We start from the raw sequence: 21,447 nt of genomic DNA on the forward strand, positions 1-21,447 counted from the left end.
GTCAGAGCTCGATGCCCGATCGCTCGGCGACCGTGTGCATGTCCTTGTCGCCACGGCCCGACAGGTTGACGAGCAGGATCTTGTCCTTCGGCAACGTCGGCGCGAGTTTCACGCCATATGCGATCGCGTGGCTCGACTCGAGCGCGGGAATGATCCCCTCGATCCGGCAGCAGTCGTGAAACGCCTTCAGCGCTTCCTCGTCGGTGATCGGGACATACTGCGCGCGGCCGCTGTCCTTCAGCCATGCATGCTCGGGGCCGACGCCCGGATAGTCGAGGCCCGCCGATACCGAATGCGTCTCGATGATCTGGCCGTTGTCGTCCTGCAGCAGGTACGTGCGGTTGCCGTGCAGCACGCCCGGGCTGCCGGCGATCAGCGACGCCGCGTGATGGCCCGTGTCGAGGCCGTCGCCGGCCGCTTCGACGCCGATCAGCTGCACGGACTGGTCGTCGATGTACGGATAGAAGATGCCCATCGCGTTCGAGCCGCCGCCGACGCAGGCGATCACCGCGTCCGGCTGCCGGCCAGTCATCTCCGGCATCTGCACCTTGCACTCGTCGCCGATCACGCGCTGGAAGTCGCGCACCATCATCGGGTAAGGATGCGGGCCCGCGACCGTGCCGATGATGTAGAACGTGCTTTCGATGTTCGTGACCCAGTCGCGCATCGCCTCGTTCAGCGCATCCTTCAGCGTGCGCGAACCCGACTCGACCGGCACGACCGTCGCACCGAGCAGCTTCATCCGGTAGACGTTCGCGGCCTGCCGGCGCACGTCCTCGGAACCCATGTAGACAATGCACTCCATCCCGAAGCGCGCGCAGATCGTCGCGGTCGCGACGCCGTGCTGGCCGGCACCGGTTTCGGCGATCACGCGCTTCTTGCCCATGCGCTTCGCGAGCAGCGCCTGGCCGATCACGTTGTTGATCTTGTGCGCGCCCGTGTGGTTCAGGTCCTCGCGCTTCAGGTAGATCTGCGCGCCGCCGAGCGTCTCGCTCCAGCGCTGCGCGTGATAGATCGGCGACGGACGGCCGACGAAATGCTTCAGCTCGCGCTCGAATTCGGCGACGAAGTCGGGATCGTTCTGGAATTTTTCATACGCCGCGCGCAGTTCGTCCAGCGCGTGAATCAGCGTCTCGGCGACGAACACGCCGCCATACGGGCCGAAGTGGCCGCGACTATCAGGAAGGTTGTACATGGTGTCTCTCTCGATCGGTCGATGCGCCCCGCTTTCGGGGCCGCACCGGCTTGCATCACCCGGCATCCGCTTCGCGCACCGCGCGTACGAACGCCGCCATTCGGGCGTGATCCTTCACGCCCTTCGCGCCCTCCACTTCGATGCCACTGGAGACATCGACAGCAAACGGGCGCAGCTGGCGGATCGCATCACCGACGTTTTGCGCGTTCAAGCCACCACTCAAAACGGCCCGACGCGCGAGCTCTGCGGGAATAAGAGACCAATCGAAGACCTTGCCGCTACCACCGTAGTCCGGCACCAGGGTGTCGAACAGGAGGCCGCGCGCTTTCGAATAATGAAGGTCCGATTCTACCAAATCGGACGGCTGCGTCGAGGGGCCGACGCGCACCGCGCGCAGCCACGGCAGGCGTGCCGCGCGGCCGAGCGCATCGCACTGCTCGGGCGTCTCGTCGCCATGGAACTGCAGCAGCGTGAGCGGCACGTCGCGCACCACGGCCTCGATCTCCGCTTCGGTCGCATTCACGAACAGCCCGACCACCGACACGAACGGCGGCGCCAGGCGCGCGAGTTCGGCCGCCTGCGCGATCGTCACCGCGCGCGGGCTCTTCGGGTAGAACACGAGGCCGATCGCATCGGCGCCGAGCGCCGCCGCGTGCAGCACGTCCTCGGGACGCGACAGCCCGCACAGCTTAATGCGCGTGCGCGGCGGCAGGCCGGCCGCGGCGGAAGTCGAAGGATAAACGGCGTGATCCGTCATGATTGAAGGTCCAGATCGGCCCAGACGCTGCTCCACGGCACGCTGCCGAGCTGCGCGGGCGGGACGGCGAATTCCGCCGGGTAGCCGACGTGGGCGAGGTACAGCCCGTCGGCCATGAACGTGGGCGCCGCGAGGCCGCGGTCGCGCCCGGCCAGCACGTCGGCAACCCAGTCGGCCGGATAGCGGCCGCGCCCGACCGCGACGAGGCAGCCCATCAGGTTGCGCACCATGTGGTGCAGGAACGCGTTGGCGCGGAAGCGGAAATGGATGAAATGGCCCGCGCGCCGCACGTCGATCTGATGCAGATGTTTGACCGGCGTCTTCGACTGGCATTCCGACGACCGGAACGACGAGAAGTCGTGCTCGCCGATCAGGTGCGCGGCCGCGGCGCGCATTGCGTCGTCGTCGAGCGGCGTATGGATCCAGCCCGCGCGACCGACCAGCATCGGCGAACGCACGGGGTGCACGTACAGCACGTAGTAATAGGTGCGCTCGAACGCCGAGAAACGCGCGTTGAAGGCCTCCGGCATCGGCTTCGCCCATTGCACCGACACGGTCGACGGCAGGAACGCGTTGGTTCCGCGCACCCACGAAAAATCGTCGCGATCGAGGTCCGTGTCGAAATGCACGACCTGCCCGAGCCCGTGCACGCCGGTGTCGGTCCGCCCCGCCACCGTCGTGTGCAACGGCACCCGCGCGAACTCGGCCAGCGCGTGCTCGAGTGCGTTCTGCACGGTCTTGCCGTGCGGTTGCGCCTGCCAGCCGCAGAACGCCGCGCCGTCGTACTGGATACCCAGTGCGATCCGCATCACGCCTCGTCCGCCAGTTTCGCGAGCAGCGCGCGCGCGTCGTCGCGCGTCGCGGCGTCGTTCGCGTCGACCACTTCCTGCAGCAGCGTCCGCGCACCGGACAGATCGCCCAGTTCGACGTACTCGGACGCGAGATCGAGCTTGTTGCGCGCGATGCGTGCGAGTTCGCCCGGCGTCAGCGCGGGAAGCGCGGCGCCCGGCGTGGACGGCAGGTCGAGGTCGAAATCGAGCTTCAGCGCACCGAACTGCGCGCCGCCGAGCGGCGGCAGCGTCGACGTCGCGGACGGGCTGCCTGTGTGGCCGGCGGGCGTCGCCGCGTCCGGGTCCCACTCGAACTCGTCGTCCTGGTCGGCCGGATGTTCCGGGGTCGGATCACCCGAGCCAATCGGCGGGTGTGGCGCGAATTGACCGTTAGTTGCGATTTGATCGGTGCTGGACGGCTCTGCTCGCGCAGCCGGCTCATCCGATGCCGGCGACGGCTCGTCCGGTGCGCGCGGCGGCAGCGGCATGTCGAGGCTGTTGAGCGCGCTGATCGCGTTCTGCATCAGCGCCGCGTGCTGCGCTTCGGGCGCCAAAGGCGCGGCGGGCGTCTCGGCCGGCTGGTCGGCGGCGGCCTCTTCCACCGGTTCCGTGTCGTGCGGCGCCGGCGGCGTGGCCGCCTCGCTCACGGGCAAGTCTTCGGCGTGGGCGGACGGCAACTCGAGCTGCTCGCCATGCGGCTTCGTCGCTTCGGGCACCGTCGCTGCATCCGCATCGTGCGGCTCGATCGTCTCCGCCGCTGCGGCAGTCGCCGCGGCAAGGTGCATGTCGGCAGCCGCATCGCGGGAGACCGGCATTTCGGGCTGGATCGGCAGTTCGCGTTCGACGGCCGGCGCAACGTCAGCTTCCGCAGCCGCGGCACCGCCCGCTGCGGCAGCCGCCGTACCCGTATCGTCCGTGCGCCGGCCCTTGCGGCGCTTGCGCCACATGAAACCGGCCGCGAGGACGATCACGGCCGCGCCGGCCACTGCGGCCGGACGCCAGTCCATCTGTTCGGTACGGCGCGCAGGCGCCGCCACGGGCGCGGCTGGTTGCGCGGGCGCCGATGCCGGTTGCACCGCGCTGGCGGCTACGCCGGACGCGGCTTCGCCTGCGGTCGACGCGGCAGCCGACGCACCCGCATCGTTCGCGGCCGCACGCGGCGCGGCAGGAGCCGCCGCAATCGACGGCGCGACGTCGTTCGGCCCGGCCGGCTTGCCGATGCCGTGCTTCTGCAACTCCATCAGCACGCGGTTCTTCAGCGCCAGCAATTGCTGCAGGCTCGACGGTCGCGGCTGCGACGCGCCCGCGACGGGCGCAGCGCCGGCCGGTTCGTTCGCGCCGGAACCCTGGCTGCCCTGCGCAGGCTGGACCGCGGCCTCGCTCGCGGACGACGGCGCCGACTGGATCGAACCGCTCCACACGTGCGGGCCGCTTGCACCGGCCGCGGGCGCCGCCGGCTGCATGCTTTCGACAGCCGACGCACCGTGCGCGGCCGAAGCGCCGACCGAAGCCAACGCCCCCGCGGCCGTCGCAACGCTCGCGCCGCTCACCGGAGCCGCATGCACGGCCGGCGCCACCGGCGCGGATTGCACGGCCGACACCGGATGCGGCGCGGACGCGCCATGCTGCGCGCCCGCCACCCCGCCCGATGCGGCGGCGGGTGCCGAGGCTGCCGTCGCACCGGATGCGCCAGAGGCACCGGCCGGCACGAGCGCCGCGCCAGTCGCGTCGAGCGCGGGCACGGTCAGCGTCGCACCGACTTTCAGGCGACTCGCGTCGTGCTTCATGAACGCCTGCGGATTGGCGTCGAACAGCGTGCGGCCGGCGCGCGCGAGCACGCCGGGATCGTGCGATTGCGTGGCCGCTTTCGCGAGATCATTCAGCGACTGGCCCGGCTGGACCGTCACGGTAAGCGGCGCGGCGCCGGCAGCGGAAGCCGGCAGTTCGCCGGCGCCGGCCGCCCAAGCTGACGCGGCTGCGCCGAGCGCCAGGATCGCCAGCGCGCCACGCACGGCGCGCGACAGACGGGACTGACGCGGAAACAAGGAAATTCGGGACATCGTTGGCTCTATCGCCGCGCGCAGGCGCGGCTCGGATTCGCGGTTGGAAGCGTCAATAAAGTTGCCGCAGAAATGCAAAAGCGTCGCGCGGAACGCGACGCTTTAGGCGGGTCTGTGCGTCGTAACCGCGTAGTTTACTTCACGCGATCGGGTTCGGGCCGAATTCGTCGCCGGCAGGTGCAACCGGCCGCGCCGCCGCCCCGGTCCGCACGCTGCAGCCGGCGCGCCAGGGTGATCAAAAGAACGCTCCCCGATGAATCAAAGCCCTCGCATCCCGAACGAATCATGCGGCTTTCGGGCGCGCACCGGAGGCTCGCCCGCCCGGGCGCCCGACGCGGAACCGCGGCCGCGGAATCAGGCACGCCCGCTCAATAATTCGCACCGCCTGCCGTTAATGGATTAACAGCCGCCAATAAAAAAATCCCACCGGCCCGCCAATCCCATTCCAATAAATTTCAATTGAACGATAAGAAGTCAATTCCCCTCTCTTATCGTCGAATTGAACATTTCATCCCAGAAAGCCCCGCCCCATAAGGCTTACAGCCCATACTGCCCTCCCCATTGGTCGTACAAAAGCAATCGTTTCACCGGCAATTCAATTACATTACACAAAATTACACAGATCAAATAATTGCGGTCGCTACGATCGACTTCAAACAAGAATCGGCGCAATTCGACCATCGCGTTCGCACATGCCGGAAAGGCGGGAGCGCAGGCCGGGCTGACGCCGTGAGGTGCCAGGGGGCATCGCGCAGTCGCACGACTGCATTCACTCACCAGCTCGTTACGGGGATCGAACATGGGCTATCAGCAGGGTTTGAGCGGGTTGGCCGGCGCGTCGAGCAATCTCGACGTGATCGGCAACAACATCGCGAACGCAAACACGACCGGCTTCAAGCAGGGCCGCGCGAACTTCTCCGACATGTATGCGAATTCGGTCGCGACGTCGGTCAACACGCAGATCGGCATCGGCACGCAGCTCGCATCGGTGCAGCAGCAGTTCGGCCAGGGGACGATCAATACGACTCACTCGTCGCTGGATATCGCGATCAACGGCAACGGTTTCTTCCAGATGTCGAGCAACGGCGCGACGACGTACTCGCGTGACGGCACGTTCCACCGCGACAAGAACGGCGCCATCGTCGACTCGCAAAACCGCAACCTGATGGGCTATGCGGCAGGCGCGGGCGGCGCGATCAACACCGCGGCGACCGTGCCGCTGCAGGCGCCGACCAACAACATCGCACCGCAGGCGACGACCAAGATCACCGGTCAGTTCAACCTGAACTCGCAGGACAAGGTGCCGACCAAGACGCCGTTCAACGCGACCGACAACACGACGTACAACTACAACTCGTCAATCCAGGTCTACGACACGCTCGGTGGCTCGCAGCAGGTCACGATGTATTTCACGAAGGGCGCGGCCGGCACCTGGCAGGCGTACGCGGGCGTGCAGGGCCAGACGCCGACGAATCTCGGCACGGTCACGTTCGACACGTCGGGCCGGATCAGCTCGACGACCTCGGCCGCCACCGGCCAGCCGACGCCGAGCCTCGGCCAGTTCGCGTTCTCGGTCCCCAACACGACGGGCGGCGCCAACCCGCAGAACCTGACGCTCGACCTGAGCGGCACGACGCAGTACGGCGGGAAGAACGGCGTGACCAACCTCGCGCAGGACGGTTTCGCGAGCGGCACACTGACGACGTTCTCGATCGGCCCCGACGGCAAGCTGACCGGCAACTACTCGAACGGGCAAAGCGCGGTGCTCGGCCTGATCGCGCTCGCGAACTTCAACAACCCGAACGGGCTCGTGAACATCGGCGGCAACCAGTACACCGAATCCGCCGCGTCGGGCGTGCCGCAGATCTCCGCGCCGGGTAGCACGAACCACGGCACGCTGCAGGGGAGCGCGCTGGAAAACTCGAACGTCAACCTGACGACCGAGCTCGTGAACCTGATCACCGCGCAGCGCAATTACCAGGCGAATGCGCAGACGATCAAGAGCCAGCAGACAGTCGACCAGACGCTGCTGAACCTGCGCTGATCCGCGCATGAAAAACGCGCCGCGCCAGCCTTGACATCATCAAGGCCGACGCGGCGCGTCATCTTGTGCAGCCCGGCCCACAGGCCGGACCGGCAAGCGGGCTTACTTGTCGAGCAGGATGCGCAGCATGCGGCGCAGCGGCTCGGCCGCGCCCCACAGCAGCTGGTCGCCGACCGTGAACGCCGACAGGTATTCGCCGCCCATCGCGAGCTTGCGCAGACGGCCGACCGGCACCGTCAGCGAGCCGGTGATCTTCGCCGGCGACAGGTCGCGCATCGATGCTTCACGCTCGTTCGGCACAACCTTCACCCAGTCGTTCGCCGAGGCGAGGATGCCGTTGATCTCGTCGAGCGGCACATCCTTCTTCAGCTTGATCGTCAGCGCCTGCGAGTGGCAGCGCATTGCGCCGATCCGCACGCACAGGCCGTCGACCGGGATCGAGCCCGGCTCGCCCATGGCCGGCTTGCCGAGGATCTTGTTGGTTTCCGCGCCGCCCTTCCACTCTTCCTTCGACATCCCGTTGCCGAGATCCTTGTCGATCCACGGGATCAGCGAGCCGGCGAGCGGCACGCCGAAGTTGCTGGTCGGCATCGCATCGCTGTTCATCGCGGCCAGCACGCGGCGGTCGATGTCGAGAATCGCGGAAGCCGGATCGGCGAGCTGTTCCTGCACCGCGCCGTTCAGCGTGCCCATCTGCGACAGCAGCTCGCGCATGTTCTGCGCGCCCGCGCCCGATGCGGCCTGGTAGGTCATCGCCGTCATCCAGTCGACGAGATTCTCGCGGAACAGGCCGCCCAGCGCCATCAGCATCAGGCTGACCGTGCAGTTGCCGCCGACGAAGTTCTTCGTGCCCTTGACCAGCGCGTCCTTGATCACGTCGAGGTTGACCGGATCGAGGATGATGACTGCGTCGTCCTTCATCCGCAGCGACGATGCCGCATCGATCCAGTAGCCGTTCCAGCCGGCCGCGCGCAGCTTCGGGAACACGTCGTTCGTGTAGTCGCCGCCCTGGCACGTGATGATCACGTCGCACTTCTTCAGCTCGTCGACGTTGGTCGCATCCTTGAGCGTAGTCTCGTTTTTCGCGAACGACGGCGCTTTGCCGCCCGTGTTGCTGGTGCTGAAAAACACCGGTTCGATCAGGTCGAAATCGCCCTCTTCCTGCATGCGCTGCATCAGGACGCTGCCGACCATGCCGCGCCAACCTACGAGACCTACGTTCATGACTAACCCTTTGATGGAGCTTCCCCGCCATTTCCGTCCCCGCTGTGACCGCGCGGGGAAAAAGGCGGGCACGACGGACGATCAGCGTTTAATGATCGTTTTCGTGGTAATGGTTTTCGTGATGACGATGGCGCGCGCACCCGCACGGGCAATGCTGCCGTGGAGTTTCAAGACCGGGGAGATCAGGGAAATATGCGCCATCGTTCGAGTCTACACAAAGCCGGTTGCCCGCACAACGGCCAACCGCGCGCGAACCGGCCGTTTTTGCAGCCTGTTCGCGCCCTTTCTACGTTATTACCGCAAAGCCTTACAGCGCCGCGATCACCGCATCGCCCATTTCGGTCGTGCCGACCAGCTTGCCGCCCGGCGTCGCGATGTCGCCCGTGCGGTAACCCTGTTCGAGCACCGTTTTCACCGCGCGCTCGATGCGATCGGCCTGCTCCGCGCGATTCAGCGAGTAGCGCAGCAGCATTGCGGCCGACAGGATCGTCGCGAGCGGGTTCGCGATGCCCTTGCCCGCGATGTCCGGCGCCGAACCGTGCGACGGTTCGTACAGGCCCTTGTTGTTCTTGTCGAGCGACGCCGACGGCAGCATGCCGATCGAGCCTGTCAGCATCGACGCTTCATCCGACAGGATGTCGCCGAACATGTTGCCCGTCACGATCACGTCGAACTGCTTCGGCGCCTTCGCGAGCTGCATTGCCGCGTTGTCGACGTACATGTGCGACAGCTCGACGTCCGCGTATTCCTTCGACACGTCGATCATGATGTCGCGCCAGAACTGCGACGTTTCGAGCACGTTCGACTTGTCGACCGACAGCAGCTTCTTCGCGCGCTTGCGTGCCGCCTGGAACGCGACGTGCGCGATGCGGCGCACTTCCGGTTCCGAGTAGCGCATCGTGTCGAAGCCTTCGCGCTCGCCGGCGAACGGGCCGTCCGGTGCGGCGCGCACGCCGCGCGGCTGGCCGAAGTAGATGTCGCCGTTCAGTTCGCGCACGATCAGGATGTCGAGGCCCGCGACGAGCTCGGGCTTGAGCGGCGACGCATCGACGAGCTGCGGATAGCAGATCGCCGGACGGAAGTTCGCGAACAGCTCGAGATGCTTGCGCAGCCCGAGGATCGCCTGCTCGGGGCGCAGCGCGCGCTCGAGCGAGTCGTACTTCCAGTCGCCGACCGCGCCGAACAGGATCGCGTCGGCTTCCTTCGCGAGCTTCAGCGTCGCGTCGGGCAGCGGATGACCGCTCGCCTCGTAGCCCGCGCCGCCGACCGGCGCCTGCTCGAGCTCGAACGTCTCGTCGAGTGCGTTCAACACCTTCACGGCTTCATTGACGATTTCCGGACCGATGCCGTCGCCGGGCAGCACTGCAATCTTCATGCGTTATTCCTGACTGGGTAGGTTATGGAGGCAGGCCGGCGAGCGCGCCGACAGCGCGCCCGCCTCGAAGGCGATATCAGCCGACCAGCTTGGTGTTGAGCCACGGCTGCTTCACGAGCCGCTCGGCTTCGAACTGGCGGATCTTGTCCGCGTGGCGCAGCGTGAGGCCGATGTCGTCGAAGCCGTTCAGCAGGCAGTACTTGCGGAACGCGGCGATCTCGAACGGATACTCGCGGCCGTCGCCCGTGCGCACGACCTGCGCGTCGAGGTCGATCGTCAGCTGATAACCGTTGAACGCATACGTGTCGTTGAACAGGTGATCGACCTGCTGCTCGGTCAGCACGATCGGCAGCAAGCCGTTCTTGTAGCAGTTGTTGAAGAAGATGTCCGCGAAGCTCGGCGCGATGATCGCGCGGAAGCCGTACTGCTGCAGCGCCCACGGCGCGTGCTCGCGCGAGCTGCCGCAGCCGAAGTTCTTGCGCGCGACCAGCACCGATGCGCCCTGGTAGCGCGGCTGGTTCAGCACGAAGTCGGGATTCAGCGGACGCTTCGAGTTGTCCTGGCCCGGCTCGCCGTGATCGAGGTAGCGCCATTCGTCGAACGCGTTCGGACCGAAGCCCGTGCGCTTGATCGACTTCAGGAACTGCTTCGGGATGATCGCGTCGGTGTCGACGTTCTCGCGATCGAGCGGCGCCACGACGCCGGTATGCACATTGAATTTTTCCATGATCCGTCTATCCGGTTGAAGGGCCGGCGTTCAGCCGGCACACATCGACAAATTCTCGGCGGGAATCGTCACTCCGCGGCGCGCTTCAGCGCGTTGCCGGCGGCGTTGACGTCCTGCCCGAAGCCCTGGACGGTATTGCAGCCGGCGAGGCCGAAACCCAGCCCCGCCAGCGCCAGCGCGGCGACCAGCCGCGCGATGACCTTGGATGCCGTCACGCGTTACCCCAGCTTGCGAATGTCGACGAAATGACCTTCGATCGCCGCGGCGGCGGCCATCGCGGGGCTCACGAGGTGCGTGCGACCGCCCGCGCCCTGCCGGCCCTCGAAGTTGCGGTTCGACGTCGACGCGCAGCGCTCGCCCGGCTCGAGCCGGTCGGCGTTCATCGCGAGGCACATCGAGCAGCCCGGCTCGCGCCATTCGAAACCGGCGTCCGTGAACACCTTGTCGAGCCCCTCGCGCTCGGCTTGCGCCTTCACGAGGCCCGAGCCCGGCACGACCATCGCGAGACGCACGTTCGACGCGATCCGGCGGTTCAGCTTCTTCACGACATACGCGGCCGCGCGGATATCCTCGATCCGCGCGTTCGTGCACGAGCCGATGAAGATCTTGTCGACCTTGATCGCTTCCATCGGCGTGTTCGGCTCGAGCGCCATGTAGGCCAGCGCACGCTCCATCGCGTCGCGCTTGACCGGATCCTTCTCGCGCTCGGGATCGGGCACGCGACCGTCGATCGACGTGACCATTTCCGGCGACGTACCCCACGTGACCTGCGGGACGATCTCGGCCGCGTTCAGCTCGACCACGCGGTCGAACTGCGCACCTTCGTCGGACTTGAACTGGCGCCAGTACTCGACGGCCTGATCCCATTCCGCGCCGGTCGGCACGAACGGACGGCCCTTCAGGTAATCGATCGTCGTGTCGTCGACGGCGACCATGCCCGCGCGCGCGCCGGCCTCGATCGCCATGTTGCAGACCGTCATGCGGCCTTCCATCGTCAGCGCGCGGATCGTCGAGCCGCCGAATTCGATCGCGTAGCCCGTGCCGCCTGCCGTGCCGATCTTGCCGATGATCGCGAGCACGATGTCCTTCGCGGTACAACCGCGCGGCAGTGCGCCCTCGACCTTCACGAGCATGTTCTTGCTCTTTTTCTGCAGCAGCGTTTGCGTCGCGAGCACGTGCTCGACTTCCGACGTGCCGATGCCGTGCGCGAGCGCGCCGAACGCGCCGTGCGTCGACGTATGCGAATCGCCGCACACGATCGTCATGCCCGGCAGCGTCGCGCCCTGCTCCGGCCCGATGATGTGGACGATGCCCTGGCGCACGTCGTTCATCTTGAACTGCGTGATGCCGAACGCATCACAGTTGGAGTCGAGCGTGTCGACCTGCAGCTTCGAGATGGGATCGGCGATGCCGTGGCTGCGGTCCGTGGTCGGCACGTTGTGGTCCGACACGGCCAGGTTCGCGCTGATGCGCCACACCGGACGCTGTGCGATCTTCAGCCCTTCGAATGCCTGCGGGCTCGTGACTTCATGCAGCAGCTGACGGTCGATGTACAGCAAAGTCGTGCCGTCATCCTCGGTGTGGACCACGTGGGTATTCCACAGTTTGTCGTAGAGAGTCTGTGCCATGGGTATGCGGGGTCGTTGTGACTACAAGCCTTACGGATGCGGTCGATTATGCCACGCAGAACGCGTCGCGGCGCAGGCCGGATGCGAAAAAACCCATTAAAAACAGTGGTTTGGCTGGTAGTGCCAATACCTGTATCGGCATTACCCGGCAAACGGGGCGCGCGGGATCCGGTGAACTGCGATCGCGGATCGCGTCGCACGGATCGCGCGCGCCGGGCCGAAGCCCCGCGGCTCAGCCGTTCGGATATTCGCGGTTGATCAAATCGAGCCGCAGCATCGCGAACTGCATGCCGACATTGCTCATCAGGTACAGATCGCGGCGGCGCATCGCCGGCTGCTGCGCGGATGTGTCGTAGAGCGACGGCAGCGCCAGCCCGGCCGGCACCGCCGCCTGCATCCCCGCCGCATTCGACACGCGCACGGCGATCGACGCCTGATCCGCGTGCGAGACGATCCCGACCGTGCCGAGCGCCGCGGCCGAGCCAGCTTGTCTGACGATCGCGGCGGCGACGCCGTCGGGCGTCGGGATCGGGCTGCCGGCAACCGCGGCAGGCGTCGCGATCGACGTCACGCCGGCCGTCAGCCCGTACTTCGACGCGAGCACCGTCGCGACCTCCTGCTGCGCGAAAATCGGCATCGCAATCGTCTGGCGCAGCCGGAACACCGCATCGGCGATCGCTTCATTCACGGGCCCCGGTACGGGCACGGTGCCGGATGCCGGCGCGCGACTGCCGAAGCCGTACGCGACGATCGTGCGGATGCGGCTCGAATCGACGGTCGGCGGCGTCCACGAGAAGAAGGTGTCGAACAGGTAGCCGGCCTCGTCGGCGGCCGTTGCGCGGTCGTTCAGCTCGGTCGTCAGCTTGCCGAGCATCTGGCGTTGCAGTTCGGCATCGGAAACCGGTGCGTCGCTCGCGAAACTCGGCGCGCTGGCGGCGCACGACGCGGCGAACACGGAAGTGGAAGCCAGGAAATGGCGGCGGGTCGTCATGGTCATGAGATTCGAGTGAAAAACGGAAGGCGTCAGCCCTTCGGGAACGCCTGCATCGTCGCGGCCATCGCGCGGCCGAGCATCTGCGCATACATGTCGTGCACGAGATACAGGCTGCGATTGCGCGTCCACGGCTGGCCCGATTGCGGGTCGTACATCGTCGGGAGCGGTACCTCGGCAACGGCTGCCGCCTTCATGCCCGCCTGCTGCGAGGTCTGGATGCAGCGCTTCGCATGGTCGCGATGGCCGACCACCGCGACGGTGCCCATCGCGGCCGCACCGCCCGCGCGCGACACAGCCACCGCCGCGACACCTGCCGTGCTCAGGTACACGATCGAACCGTCGCTCGCGATCACCGGCTCGATCGACGACAACACGTCGGTGCCCATTCCGTATTTCGACACGAGAAAGCGCGCGATTTCCCACTGCGCGTAGACCTTGACGGGCTTCAACTGGCGGATGCGGTACACGGCATCCGCGAGCGCTTCGTTGACCGGTCCCGGATCGGGCAGCGCGGCCTGGTTGCCGCCGTTGCTCGACGTGTTGCCGCTCGCCGCGTTCGGACGGTTGCCGAAGCTGTACGCGACGATCGCGCCGACCTGCGCGGCCGGGGCCGTCGGCAGGTCCCACGTGAAGCCGACGTCGGTCAACGCCGGCACGATCGCGTTGACCGTCGCCGCATCGCCGAGCTGCGCGTTCAGTTTTGCGGACATCTGGGCAGCAAGCGCCGAATCGGTGATGGGCGCCGACGTAACGTCGTCGCCGCCGCATGCGCTCAGCAGCGGTGCCGCCGCAACGGCGGGTGCGGCGGCAAGGAATTTTCTGCGTGAAGAGGCCGACGGATTCAGATTCATAAGAAATACGAAACGATGCGAACAACGCCGGCGACCAGTCGCGGCGATGCAAATCGCGGGTTCACGGGAAATGACAATCGGGCACGTCGCGCGGCTGGAAGGCGGGCGACAGGATCGACGCGCGGATCGGATCGCAGCACGCTGTCGATCGACGATGCTGGATCGTAGTGGGCGTTTATTAAATTGCGGTGAACCTGTCGATCGAATGCAGGCTATCGTGACGCCGTTTCACCGATGGACGATTTTGTTTCATGCGTGGCGAGCGGACTTGCCGATGTTCCATCGGTGGCGAGTGATGCGATTCGCGTGCTTCGTCGCGCGCTGAACCGTGATCGCCCAATTTCGCGATACGATGATGCAACGCACGTCCCCACGATCGGATCCGGAGCCCACCACGATGAAGCTCGGCCTGAACGAATCGCTTGCGCGCCTCGACTACGAAGGCACGCTATTCATGACACTGTTTCGCCACGGTTCGCTCGACGTCGAACTGTACCGGCCCCGCATCGAGGACAAGCAGAAGCCGCATACGCGCGACGAGGTTTACGTGATCGCGACCGGCACGTCGCGCTTCGTCGTCGACGGACGCGAATGCAGCGTCACGGCCGGCGATGCGCTGTTCGTCGCCGCGCACGCGGAGCATCGCTTCGTCGGCTTCTCCGACGACTTCTCGACGTGGGTATTCTTCTACGGCCCCGAAGGCGGCGAACGCGGCGTACGCGGCGAGTGAAGCGTCACGCGTAACGCGCGCGGCGCTTTTCCCGTGATCTTCTAGACTGTCTATTCGCAACGGGCGGCGCACGGCCGCCCGGTCTTCACGAAACCGCCAACAGCCGGTTCAGCGGACAGGAGCACAGCATGCGATATGAACTCTATTACTGGCCCGAGATCCAGGGCCGCGGCGAATACGTGCGGCTCGCGCTCGAGGCGGCCGAAGCCGACTATGTCGACGTCGCGCGCGAATCGGGGCGCGGGATGGGCGTGTCGGCAATGATGCGCATGATGGACAGCACGAAAGCGGAATGCGTACCGCTCGCGCCGCCGTTCCTGAAGGCCGGCGACCTGGTCGTCGGGCAGACCGCGAACATCCTGCTGTTTCTCGGCACGCGGCTCGGGCTCGCGCCCGACGACGAAGCCGGTCGGCTGTGGGTGCACCAGCTCCAGCTGACCGTCGCCGATTTCGTCACCGAGATCCACGACACGCATCATCCGATCGCAAGCTGCCTGTACTACGAGGACCAGCAAGCGGAAGCCGCCGAGCGTGCGGCCGATTTCCTCGAGAACCGGCTGCCGAAATTCCTCGGCTACTTCGATCGCGTGCTCGAACAGAATCCGCACGAGGGCGGCTACATCGCCGGCAGCGCGCTCAGCTATGCGGACCTGTCGATGTTCCAGCTTGTCGAGGGCCTGCGCTACGCGTTTCCGAAGGCGATGAAGCGCGCGGAGCGGAAGGTCGCGGGGCTCGTCGCGCTGCACGACCGCGTCGCGCAGCATCCGCCCGTCGTGCGCTATCTCGAGTCGGAGCGCCGCATCCCGTTCAACGACATGGGGATCTTCCGGCACTATCCGGAGCTGGACAAGTAACGGCCGCCGACATAGGTGCGTCGTCGCGCGCGGCGGCACCGTTCCCGTTCACGCGACCACGCACGTGCCGCAGAAGGTGCTCGCGCGGGTCGACTTCATGAAGGCCTGCCTGACCTGAACTGAACGCGGCGGCTCACGCAGCCGCCGCGAACCTCAGCAGCCCCGCGTCGATACGGCGTGTGCACTACGCGCCGCGCGATCGCTCGCGTGGCTCCGCCGCCGCATCGATCGCCTCGACCGAGCGCATCAGCCACGGCCCGATCTCCATCTCCTCGTAGCGCACGAGCCGGCTCTTGCGCGCGCGGCGATACGCCCACCAGATCGCGACGAACAGCGGAATCCACACATAGATCGACAGCACCTCCATCCAGTCGATGCGCGCCGCGAAGAACGCCTGGTAATCCTGCCCGAGCGAGATCACGATGCAGATCGCGATCGCGAACAGCGGCCCGAACGGGAACCACTTCGCGCGATACGGCAGCTGATCGAGCCGGTAGCCCTGCTTCAGGAACCCCTTGCGGAACCGGTAATGGCAGACCGCAATGCCGAGCCACGCGATGAAACCCGTGATGCCGACCGTATTCAGCAGCCACAGATAGATGCTCTGGTTGTTGGTCAGCGACGTGAGGAAGCACAGCCCGCCGACGGCCATCGTCGCGTACAGCGCGTTGCGCGGCACGCCGCCCGGCGACAGCGTCGCGAACATCGCCGGCGCGCGCCCTTCCGAAGCGAGGTTGTACAGCATCCGCGTCGCCGCGTACGTGCCGGAATTGCCGGCCGACAGCACGGCCGTCAGGATCACGAGATTCATCGCGCCGGCGGCGAGCCCGAAGCCCGCGTGACTGAACACCAGCGTGAACGGGCTCACGCCGATGTCGGTCACGTCGCTCTTCAGCAGGTTCGGGTCCGTGTACGGCACGAGCAGGCCGATCACGAAAATCGCGAGCACGTAGAACAGCATGATCCGCCAGAAGATCTGCTTCACCGCGCGCGGGATCGTCTTGCGCGGATTCTCCGATTCGCCGGCCGTGATCCCGACCAGCTCGGTGCCGAGAAACGAGAATCCCGCGATCAGCGCGACGCTCATCATCGCGTGCACGCCGCCGACGAACGGCGCGTCGCCGGTCGTGAAGTTGTGCCAGCCGACCGGATGCCCGCTGCCGAGCACGCCGGCCGCGATCAGCAGCCCGGCCGCGATGAAGGCGATCACGGTGACGACCTTGATCAGCGAGAACCAGTATTCCGATTCGCCGAAGCCGCGCACCGACAGCGTATTCAGCAGGAAGATCAGCACGAGGAAGGCCGCGCCCCACCATACGCCCGGCACGGCGGGAAACCAGTAGCGCATCACGATCTGCGCGGCCACCAGCTCGATCGCGATCGTCACGGCCCAGCTGTACCAGTAGGTCCAGCCGAGCGCGACGCCGAAGCCTTCGTCCACGTATTTCTCGCCGTAGATCGCGAACGAGCCCGACACCGGCATCAGCGCCGCCATCTCGCCGAGGCCCGTGACGACGAAGTAGACCATGATCCCGATCGCGATATACGCGGCGATCGCACCGCCCGGCCCCGCCTGCGCGACCGACGCGCCCGACGCGACGAACAGCCCCGTGCCGATCGAGCCGCCGATCGCGATCATCGCGATGTGGCGGCCCTGCAGACGGCGCTTGAGCGTCGCCCCGGACGGTGCGGCCGTCTCCGCTGCCGCTTGCAAAGCATCCATAGTTTTCACCTCGATTGGATTTCGGTTCGATCAATTTGATTCGGAATACAAATCGATTGACCGGGTCATTCGCATGGAAGCCGGACCTTCCCGGCCGCGTCAAACGACGCTGCGCTTGATCGCCTGCAGTTCAGCCGTCGTCACGATCTTTTCGATCCGGAACCGCGGGCTTTCCAGCCAGACGTTCGCGATCCTCCGGTACTCGTCGAGATCCTCGCACGCGAGCCGCACGAGAAAATCGAACGTGCCGCTGACGAGCCAGCAATCGAGCACGGCCGGATTCGCCCGCATCTCGTCCTCGAACGGCGCCTGCGAACGACCGTGGTCGGCCAGCACGATCTGCGCGATCACGACGACCGGCTTGGTCGCGCGGGGCGCCTTGATCACCGCCCGGTAGCCTTCGATCACGCCCAGCGCCTCGAGTCGCTCCACGCGCGCCTGGCACGGCCGCGGCGTGAGGTTCACGAGCTCCGACAGCTTCCGGTATGAAATCCGTCCGTCGGTGCGCAGAATGTCGAGGATCCGGAGATCGATCTTGTCGAGCTGCATCTTCTTGTCGGTCATCCGCGTTCGCTCCGGTCGGGTCGTGGCTGGTGCGCGGAACGTCTCCATTTCCGCGCGGGGGCCACATTATCCGGCCGAAGCGGCCGCGCGCCAATCGGCTAGAACCGCAGCGACAGGCAGGTCAGGCCGCCGTCCATCTTGCGGAACTCGCTCGTGTCGATCACGTGCAGCGGCAGCCCGAGCGACGCGATCGCATCGTGCACGCGCGGATAGCCGGCCGGCGTGATCAGCGTGCCGTTCACGCGCAGCGTGTTGCCCGCGTATTCGTCGGCGGCCGAGATCGCGATCCGGCGATAGTCGGCGAACGCCGGATGCGCGGCCAGCGCTTCGGTCACGAGCAGCGTGTCGTCGCCGAGCGCGTTGACGACCGATTTCAGGTGCAGGCCGGCGCCCACCGGCACCGCGACGACCGAATAGCCGTAGCGCGACACGAGCGATTCGAACGCGGCGATGCCTTCGGCGTCGGTGCGCCCCGTCAGGCCGATGTAGAAGCGCTTGCCGACCAGCATCACGTCGCCGCCGTCGAGACGGCCTTCCTGCATCGGCAGCAGGTCGCGATGCGCGGCGAGCGCCGCTTCGATATGCACCGTCTCGCCGCGCCGCGCGGGCGCGCCGGGGCGCGTGATCACCGCGAATTCCGGCGTCACGACGGCGACGTCCTCGACGAAATGCGAATCGGGGAACGCCTCCAGCGACGGCAGCTCGGTCAGCGCGACGCCGAGCGTGCTCAGCGCGTCGCAATACGCGTGGAACTGCGTGAGTGTCTTGTCATAGTCGGGTGCGCCGAGTTCGGCGGTGGTCAGGCCCGCGGCACAGGACGGCGCGGGACGGCGAACGATCGCTTGCGTAAATTGCATCGACTCCTCCATGGTCATCGCCACACCCGTGCGGGGCACGGGGCAGCTGCGTTGTGTCCGGACCATTATCGGAAGCCAAATTGCGCAATTCGCGTCGATTTCGGCTGCGCCGACAGCCGATTGCGTCGAATTGCATGCGGCAGGCAGCGGATTCGGCAGACGGCCGACCGCTGCATCGCGAACGGCCGCTTTCGCGCGCGGCGCGCCCGTTACGCGCCTGACCCGAACCCCATCTGCGCGCGGCCGAGCGCCGTGAGATCGCCCTCCCCGCCGCGTCCGTCGAATTTGACCTCGAAATGATCGGCCGGGAAGTCGGGCGGGCTCTCGCCACGCAGAAACGCGGCCTGCTGGCGCTGCAGGTACGCGTCATTCTTCGCGCAGCCGGGCGCGGCCGCGATGTACATCACGTTGCTGTCGCCGCTGCCGCGGTGCGCATCCTCGACCGCATGCACGACGTCGCCGTGCCAGAACACCGCGTCGCCCGGCGCCATGTGCGGGATCGGCACCAGCGCATCGAGCAGCAGCGCGTGCCATTCGGGCCGGATCGACAGCGCGCGGCCGGGACGCGCGCCGCACAGGTCGTCGTCGGCCACGTCGTCCTGTAGCGCGCGCAGCACGACATAGGCCATCGCGTTCGCCACCGGAATCAGCTGCAGCGTCCCGTCGCCGGGCCCCTGCGGCGTCAGCGCGGTCCAGCCCTGGAACGTGCGGAACATCGAACACACGGCCGGCGACGGAATCTCCTCGACGTCGGGGCGGAACGCGGCATCGAACGGGTCGTAATCGCGCCAGCGGCCGGCCAGCACGTGACGGTAGACCTGGCGGAAGTTCGCGCCAAGCCAGCGCTCGACGGAGCCGCCGTCGACATGTGGCGACAGCCCGAGCGACGTCGAACCCGGCGGCCGGCGGCGAATCCGGTCCGCATAGGCGGGCACCCGGTCGGGATCGAAGTGCGTGCGCACGCCGTCCGCATGCCGCCACAGGCGGTTCAGGAACACGCGCGCCTGCGTGAGCGCCTGCGACTGGCGCGCGGCCACCTGCGGCTTCGACCAGTAGACGCCGTAGATCTGCGGCTTGCCCGACGCGAGATTGCCGAAATACCGATCCTCGGCGCGCGCATTCAACCGCTCGGCGAAGCGGTTCGAATCCAGGTACGTGCCGATCTCGTCGTTCCAGTCGCGCGCCTGCTGCGCATCGAATACGCCGCGAATCACGACCGCGCCATGCGTGCGGACCGCGGCAATCGCGTGCGGATCGACGGTCCCGCCCGCGATATCCGCAAACGGCACCACCGGAATCACGTCATGGCCATGCGCATGCGCGCGGCGGATCGCGTCGACCTGTCGCGCGATGTCGCCCTCCAGTTCGCGGAACGTCGCCGCGTAACCGGGCAGGTCGGCGCGCAGCGCACGTTTCGCCGCGCGGATCGCGGCGGGCAGATCGTCAATCGTCAGTTGCATCGTGGTCTCCTCGCTGAAGCGTGTCGTGATGTGCTGTCAGCGTACGGCGAGCGCACGGCCACTATCACTACTATCCGGTCAACTATCGATACAATCCTGACAACCGTGCGTTACTCGGGACGATGACAGACCACGCAGAGCTTGTTGCCGTCCGGGTCGCGAAAATAGGCGCCGTAGTAGTCGCGGTGATAGTGCGGCCGCGGGCCCGGCGGCCCTTCGCAGGTGCCGCCGTGGCGCAGCGCGAGCGCGTGGCAGCGATCGACGTGCGTGCGGGTCGGCGCGTCGAACGCGATCGTGTGGCCATTGCCCGGTTCGGGCGCGCGGCCGTCGAGCGGCTGGCCGAAAAAGAACAGCGGCCGGTCGGTATCGGCCGGCATCCAGCCCGACCAGCCGTCCGGCTCGCGAAACTTCAGGCGCAGCCCGAGTTCCGCGAAAAGCGGCGCGTAGAAATCGTAGGCGCGCGCGGTGTCGCTGACGCCCACGCAAACATGTGAAAACATGGCATCGCTCCGTCGTGACGATCACTCGCGATCATGCCACGGCGCGGTGCCCGCCCTCGCCCGGAGGCCGCGATGAAACCGCAGTACGAGCACGTGACGTTCGCGCCCGGCTGTTCGATCCGCGTGTATCACCGCCAGCTCGCGCGCATCCCGTTCGAATGGCATCGCCACCCCGAATACGAACTGACGTTGACGCTCAACAGCCGCGGCCAGCGCTTCATCGGCGATCACGTCGCGCGCTACGCGGACGACGATCTGGTGCTCGTGCCGCCTAACCTGCCGCATACGTGGTCGTCGAACGCGCGCATCGATCGCGATGCGCCCGAAGTCGCGCTCGTCGTCTGGTTCGATGGCGACTGGGTGCGGCGGCTTGCCGATTGTTGTCCCGAATACGCGCCGCTACGCTCGCTGCTGCGACGTGCGGCGCCGGGCCTGCGATTCGATACCGACACGGCCCGCGCGATGCGCGCACGGCTGCCGCGCTTGCTCGATCCTGCTCCGCGCATACGGCTCGCGGCCGCGCTCGACACGCTCGCCGACCTCGCGGAAGCCGGCGGCGAACCGCTCGCCACCGCCCATGCCTACGAACGGCGCGACGGAACGTCACCACCCGCCGACGCGGCCGCCCCCGAAGCCGAGCGCCTCGATCGCGTGCTCGACGCGATCGACCGGCACTTCCATGAACCGCTGCGCATCGACGCGCTCGCCGCTGCCGCGCACCTGTCCGAGCGCACGTTGCAGCGCCTGTTCGTCCGGCATCTCGGCGAAAGCGTCGGCCGCTACGTGCAGCGGTTGCGGCTTGCGCACGCGTGCCGTCATCTCGTCGGCACCGACTGGCCGATCGCGATCGTGGCCGCGCGCTGCGGCATTCCGAATCCCGCGAACTTCAACCGCCAGTTCCTCGCCGCACGCGGAATCACGCCCGGCGCATACCGCCGGTTCTTCCTGCAGCACGGCCACCCGCCCGACGACAACGCGCCGGCGCTCGAGACGCGGCCACCGTCGCTGGAGCGCCGCACCGATCCGGCGCGCAAATGAAAACACCCCGACGGGATGATCCGTCGGGGTGTCGTG

At 66.9% G+C, this 21,447-nt stretch carries 20 protein-coding genes; 4 read left to right on the forward strand and 16 right to left on the reverse strand.

Annotated elements, in window-relative coordinates:
* Position 1: 1 nt before the first annotated feature.
* From trpB to VL15_RS30775, 4 genes are read right to left on the reverse strand one after another with little or no spacing between them, the layout of a single operon-like run.
* A complete protein-coding gene (gene trpB / locus VL15_RS30760; RefSeq protein WP_048250481.1) occupies positions 2-1,195 on the reverse strand; it encodes a tryptophan synthase subunit beta in 1,194 nt (397 codons plus the stop codon).
* A gap of 55 nt (positions 1,196-1,250) precedes the next feature.
* Entirely contained in the window at positions 1,251-1,952 is a 702-nt protein-coding gene (locus tag VL15_RS30765; protein WP_048250482.1) for a phosphoribosylanthranilate isomerase, read from the reverse strand.
* On the reverse strand, positions 1,949-2,761 hold the full coding sequence (gene truA / locus VL15_RS30770) for a tRNA pseudouridine(38-40) synthase TruA (RefSeq protein WP_048250484.1): 813 nt from the start codon (positions 2,759-2,761) through the stop codon (positions 1,949-1,951). Before truA ends, VL15_RS30765 begins: the two co-directional genes overlap by 4 nt.
* Positions 2,761-4,842, reverse strand: a complete 2,082-nt coding sequence (locus VL15_RS30775) for a FimV/HubP family polar landmark protein (RefSeq protein ID WP_048250486.1) — start codon at positions 4,840-4,842, stop codon at positions 2,761-2,763. Before VL15_RS30775 ends, truA begins: the two co-directional genes overlap by 1 nt.
* 799 nt (positions 4,843-5,641) lie before the next feature.
* Here VL15_RS30775 and flgE point away from each other — a divergent pair.
* Positions 5,642-6,886 (forward strand): flagellar hook protein FlgE, encoded by a 1,245-nt coding sequence (flgE, locus tag VL15_RS30780; RefSeq protein WP_048250487.1) that lies wholly within the window; start codon positions 5,642-5,644, stop codon positions 6,884-6,886.
* Between the two features lie 102 nt (positions 6,887-6,988).
* On the opposite strand, the gene asd is transcribed toward flgE, so the two are convergent.
* The 7 genes from asd to VL15_RS30820 all read right to left on the reverse strand — a co-directional run bounded on the left by asd (position 6,989) and on the right by VL15_RS30820 (position 13,685).
* Positions 6,989-8,110 (reverse strand): aspartate-semialdehyde dehydrogenase, encoded by a 1,122-nt coding sequence (gene asd / locus VL15_RS30785; RefSeq protein WP_048250489.1) that lies wholly within the window; start codon positions 8,108-8,110, stop codon positions 6,989-6,991.
* A 307-nt stretch (positions 8,111-8,417) separates the two neighbouring features.
* The gene (gene leuB / locus VL15_RS30795; RefSeq protein ID WP_048250492.1) at positions 8,418-9,485 is read right to left on the reverse strand and encodes a 3-isopropylmalate dehydrogenase; all 1,068 of its coding nucleotides are present in this window, start codon (positions 9,483-9,485) and stop codon (positions 8,418-8,420) included.
* Between the two features lie 76 nt (positions 9,486-9,561).
* Complete coding sequence (leuD, locus tag VL15_RS30800) at positions 9,562-10,212, reverse strand: 3-isopropylmalate dehydratase small subunit (protein WP_048250494.1); 651 nt, start codon at positions 10,210-10,212, stop codon at positions 9,562-9,564.
* A 68-nt stretch (positions 10,213-10,280) separates the two neighbouring features.
* On the reverse strand, positions 10,281-10,427 hold the full coding sequence (locus VL15_RS30805; RefSeq protein ID WP_021158717.1) for an entericidin A/B family lipoprotein: 147 nt from the start codon (positions 10,425-10,427) through the stop codon (positions 10,281-10,283).
* Positions 10,428-10,430: 3 nt separating this feature from the next.
* A complete protein-coding gene (leuC, locus tag VL15_RS30810; protein WP_048250496.1) occupies positions 10,431-11,840 on the reverse strand; it encodes a 3-isopropylmalate dehydratase large subunit in 1,410 nt (469 codons plus the stop codon).
* Positions 11,841-12,072: 232 nt separating this feature from the next.
* Positions 12,073-12,831 (reverse strand): hypothetical protein, encoded by a 759-nt coding sequence (locus VL15_RS30815; protein ID WP_048250498.1) that lies wholly within the window; start codon positions 12,829-12,831, stop codon positions 12,073-12,075.
* A gap of 32 nt (positions 12,832-12,863) precedes the next feature.
* Entirely contained in the window at positions 12,864-13,685 is an 822-nt protein-coding gene (locus VL15_RS30820; protein ID WP_048250500.1) for a hypothetical protein, read from the reverse strand.
* A 397-nt stretch (positions 13,686-14,082) separates the two neighbouring features.
* Between VL15_RS30820 and VL15_RS30825 the strand changes: the two genes are divergently transcribed.
* Together VL15_RS30825 and VL15_RS30830 are read left to right on the forward strand one after the other, a co-directional pair.
* Complete coding sequence (locus VL15_RS30825; RefSeq protein ID WP_048250502.1) at positions 14,083-14,415, forward strand: cupin domain-containing protein; 333 nt, start codon at positions 14,083-14,085, stop codon at positions 14,413-14,415.
* Between the two features lie 128 nt (positions 14,416-14,543).
* On the forward strand, positions 14,544-15,269 hold the full coding sequence (locus tag VL15_RS30830; RefSeq protein WP_048250504.1) for a glutathione S-transferase: 726 nt from the start codon (positions 14,544-14,546) through the stop codon (positions 15,267-15,269).
* Positions 15,270-15,453: 184 nt separating this feature from the next.
* Here the strand turns inward: VL15_RS30830 and VL15_RS30835 are convergent, their stop codons facing one another.
* The 5 genes from VL15_RS30835 to VL15_RS30855 all read right to left on the reverse strand — a co-directional run bounded on the left by VL15_RS30835 (position 15,454) and on the right by VL15_RS30855 (position 20,373).
* Positions 15,454-16,992, reverse strand: a complete 1,539-nt coding sequence (locus VL15_RS30835) for an amino acid permease (RefSeq protein WP_048250505.1) — start codon at positions 16,990-16,992, stop codon at positions 15,454-15,456.
* Positions 16,993-17,091: 99 nt separating this feature from the next.
* On the reverse strand, positions 17,092-17,556 hold the full coding sequence (locus tag VL15_RS30840) for an Lrp/AsnC family transcriptional regulator (RefSeq protein WP_048250506.1): 465 nt from the start codon (positions 17,554-17,556) through the stop codon (positions 17,092-17,094).
* A gap of 98 nt (positions 17,557-17,654) precedes the next feature.
* Positions 17,655-18,413, reverse strand: a complete 759-nt coding sequence (locus VL15_RS30845; RefSeq protein ID WP_048250508.1) for a dimethylarginine dimethylaminohydrolase family protein — start codon at positions 18,411-18,413, stop codon at positions 17,655-17,657.
* A 209-nt stretch (positions 18,414-18,622) separates the two neighbouring features.
* Complete coding sequence (locus tag VL15_RS30850; protein ID WP_048250509.1) at positions 18,623-19,873, reverse strand: DUF1479 domain-containing protein; 1,251 nt, start codon at positions 19,871-19,873, stop codon at positions 18,623-18,625.
* A gap of 110 nt (positions 19,874-19,983) precedes the next feature.
* Positions 19,984-20,373, reverse strand: a complete 390-nt coding sequence (locus VL15_RS30855) for a VOC family protein (RefSeq protein WP_048250511.1) — start codon at positions 20,371-20,373, stop codon at positions 19,984-19,986.
* 72 nt (positions 20,374-20,445) lie between these two features.
* Between VL15_RS30855 and VL15_RS30860 the strand changes: the two genes are divergently transcribed.
* On the forward strand, positions 20,446-21,411 hold the full coding sequence (locus VL15_RS30860; protein ID WP_048250512.1) for a helix-turn-helix domain-containing protein: 966 nt from the start codon (positions 20,446-20,448) through the stop codon (positions 21,409-21,411).
* Positions 21,412-21,447: the final 36 nt, after the last annotated feature.

It is taken from the genome of Burkholderia cepacia (assembly GCF_001039005.1).
GTDB lineage: Bacteria > Pseudomonadota > Gammaproteobacteria > Burkholderiales > Burkholderiaceae > Burkholderia > Burkholderia theae.

Coding starts and splice junctions, on each gene's coding strand:
- flgE (WP_048250487.1), top strand. CDS start 5,642: ATGGGCTATCAGCAGGGTTTGAGCGGGTTGGCCGGCGCGTCGAGCAAT.
- VL15_RS30850 (WP_048250509.1), bottom strand. CDS start 19,873: ATGCAACTGACGATTGACGATCTGCCCGCCGCGATCCGCGCGGCGAAA.
- VL15_RS30820 (WP_048250500.1), bottom strand. CDS start 13,685: ATGAATCTGAATCCGTCGGCCTCTTCACGCAGAAAATTCCTTGCCGCC.
- leuB (WP_048250492.1), bottom strand. CDS start 9,485: ATGAAGATTGCAGTGCTGCCCGGCGACGGCATCGGTCCGGAAATCGTC.
- VL15_RS30845 (WP_048250508.1), bottom strand. CDS start 18,413: ATGCAATTTACGCAAGCGATCGTTCGCCGTCCCGCGCCGTCCTGTGCC.
- trpB (WP_048250481.1), bottom strand. CDS start 1,195: ATGTACAACCTTCCTGATAGTCGCGGCCACTTCGGCCCGTATGGCGGC.
- VL15_RS30855 (WP_048250511.1), bottom strand. CDS start 20,373: ATGTTTTCACATGTTTGCGTGGGCGTCAGCGACACCGCGCGCGCCTAC.
- VL15_RS30840 (WP_048250506.1), bottom strand. CDS start 17,556: ATGACCGACAAGAAGATGCAGCTCGACAAGATCGATCTCCGGATCCTC.
- VL15_RS30765 (WP_048250482.1), bottom strand. CDS start 1,952: ATGACGGATCACGCCGTTTATCCTTCGACTTCCGCCGCGGCCGGCCTG.
- VL15_RS30815 (WP_048250498.1), bottom strand. CDS start 12,831: ATGACGACCCGCCGCCATTTCCTGGCTTCCACTTCCGTGTTCGCCGCG.
- VL15_RS30825 (WP_048250502.1), top strand. CDS start 14,083: ATGAAGCTCGGCCTGAACGAATCGCTTGCGCGCCTCGACTACGAAGGC.
- truA (WP_048250484.1), bottom strand. CDS start 2,761: ATGCGGATCGCACTGGGTATCCAGTACGACGGCGCGGCGTTCTGCGGC.
- leuC (WP_048250496.1), bottom strand. CDS start 11,840: ATGGCACAGACTCTCTACGACAAACTGTGGAATACCCACGTGGTCCAC.
- VL15_RS30860 (WP_048250512.1), top strand. CDS start 20,446: ATGAAACCGCAGTACGAGCACGTGACGTTCGCGCCCGGCTGTTCGATC.
- asd (WP_048250489.1), bottom strand. CDS start 8,110: ATGAACGTAGGTCTCGTAGGTTGGCGCGGCATGGTCGGCAGCGTCCTG.
- VL15_RS30830 (WP_048250504.1), top strand. CDS start 14,544: ATGCGATATGAACTCTATTACTGGCCCGAGATCCAGGGCCGCGGCGAA.
- VL15_RS30775 (WP_048250486.1), bottom strand. CDS start 4,842: ATGTCCCGAATTTCCTTGTTTCCGCGTCAGTCCCGTCTGTCGCGCGCC.
- leuD (WP_048250494.1), bottom strand. CDS start 10,212: ATGGAAAAATTCAATGTGCATACCGGCGTCGTGGCGCCGCTCGATCGC.
- VL15_RS30835 (WP_048250505.1), bottom strand. CDS start 16,992: ATGGATGCTTTGCAAGCGGCAGCGGAGACGGCCGCACCGTCCGGGGCG.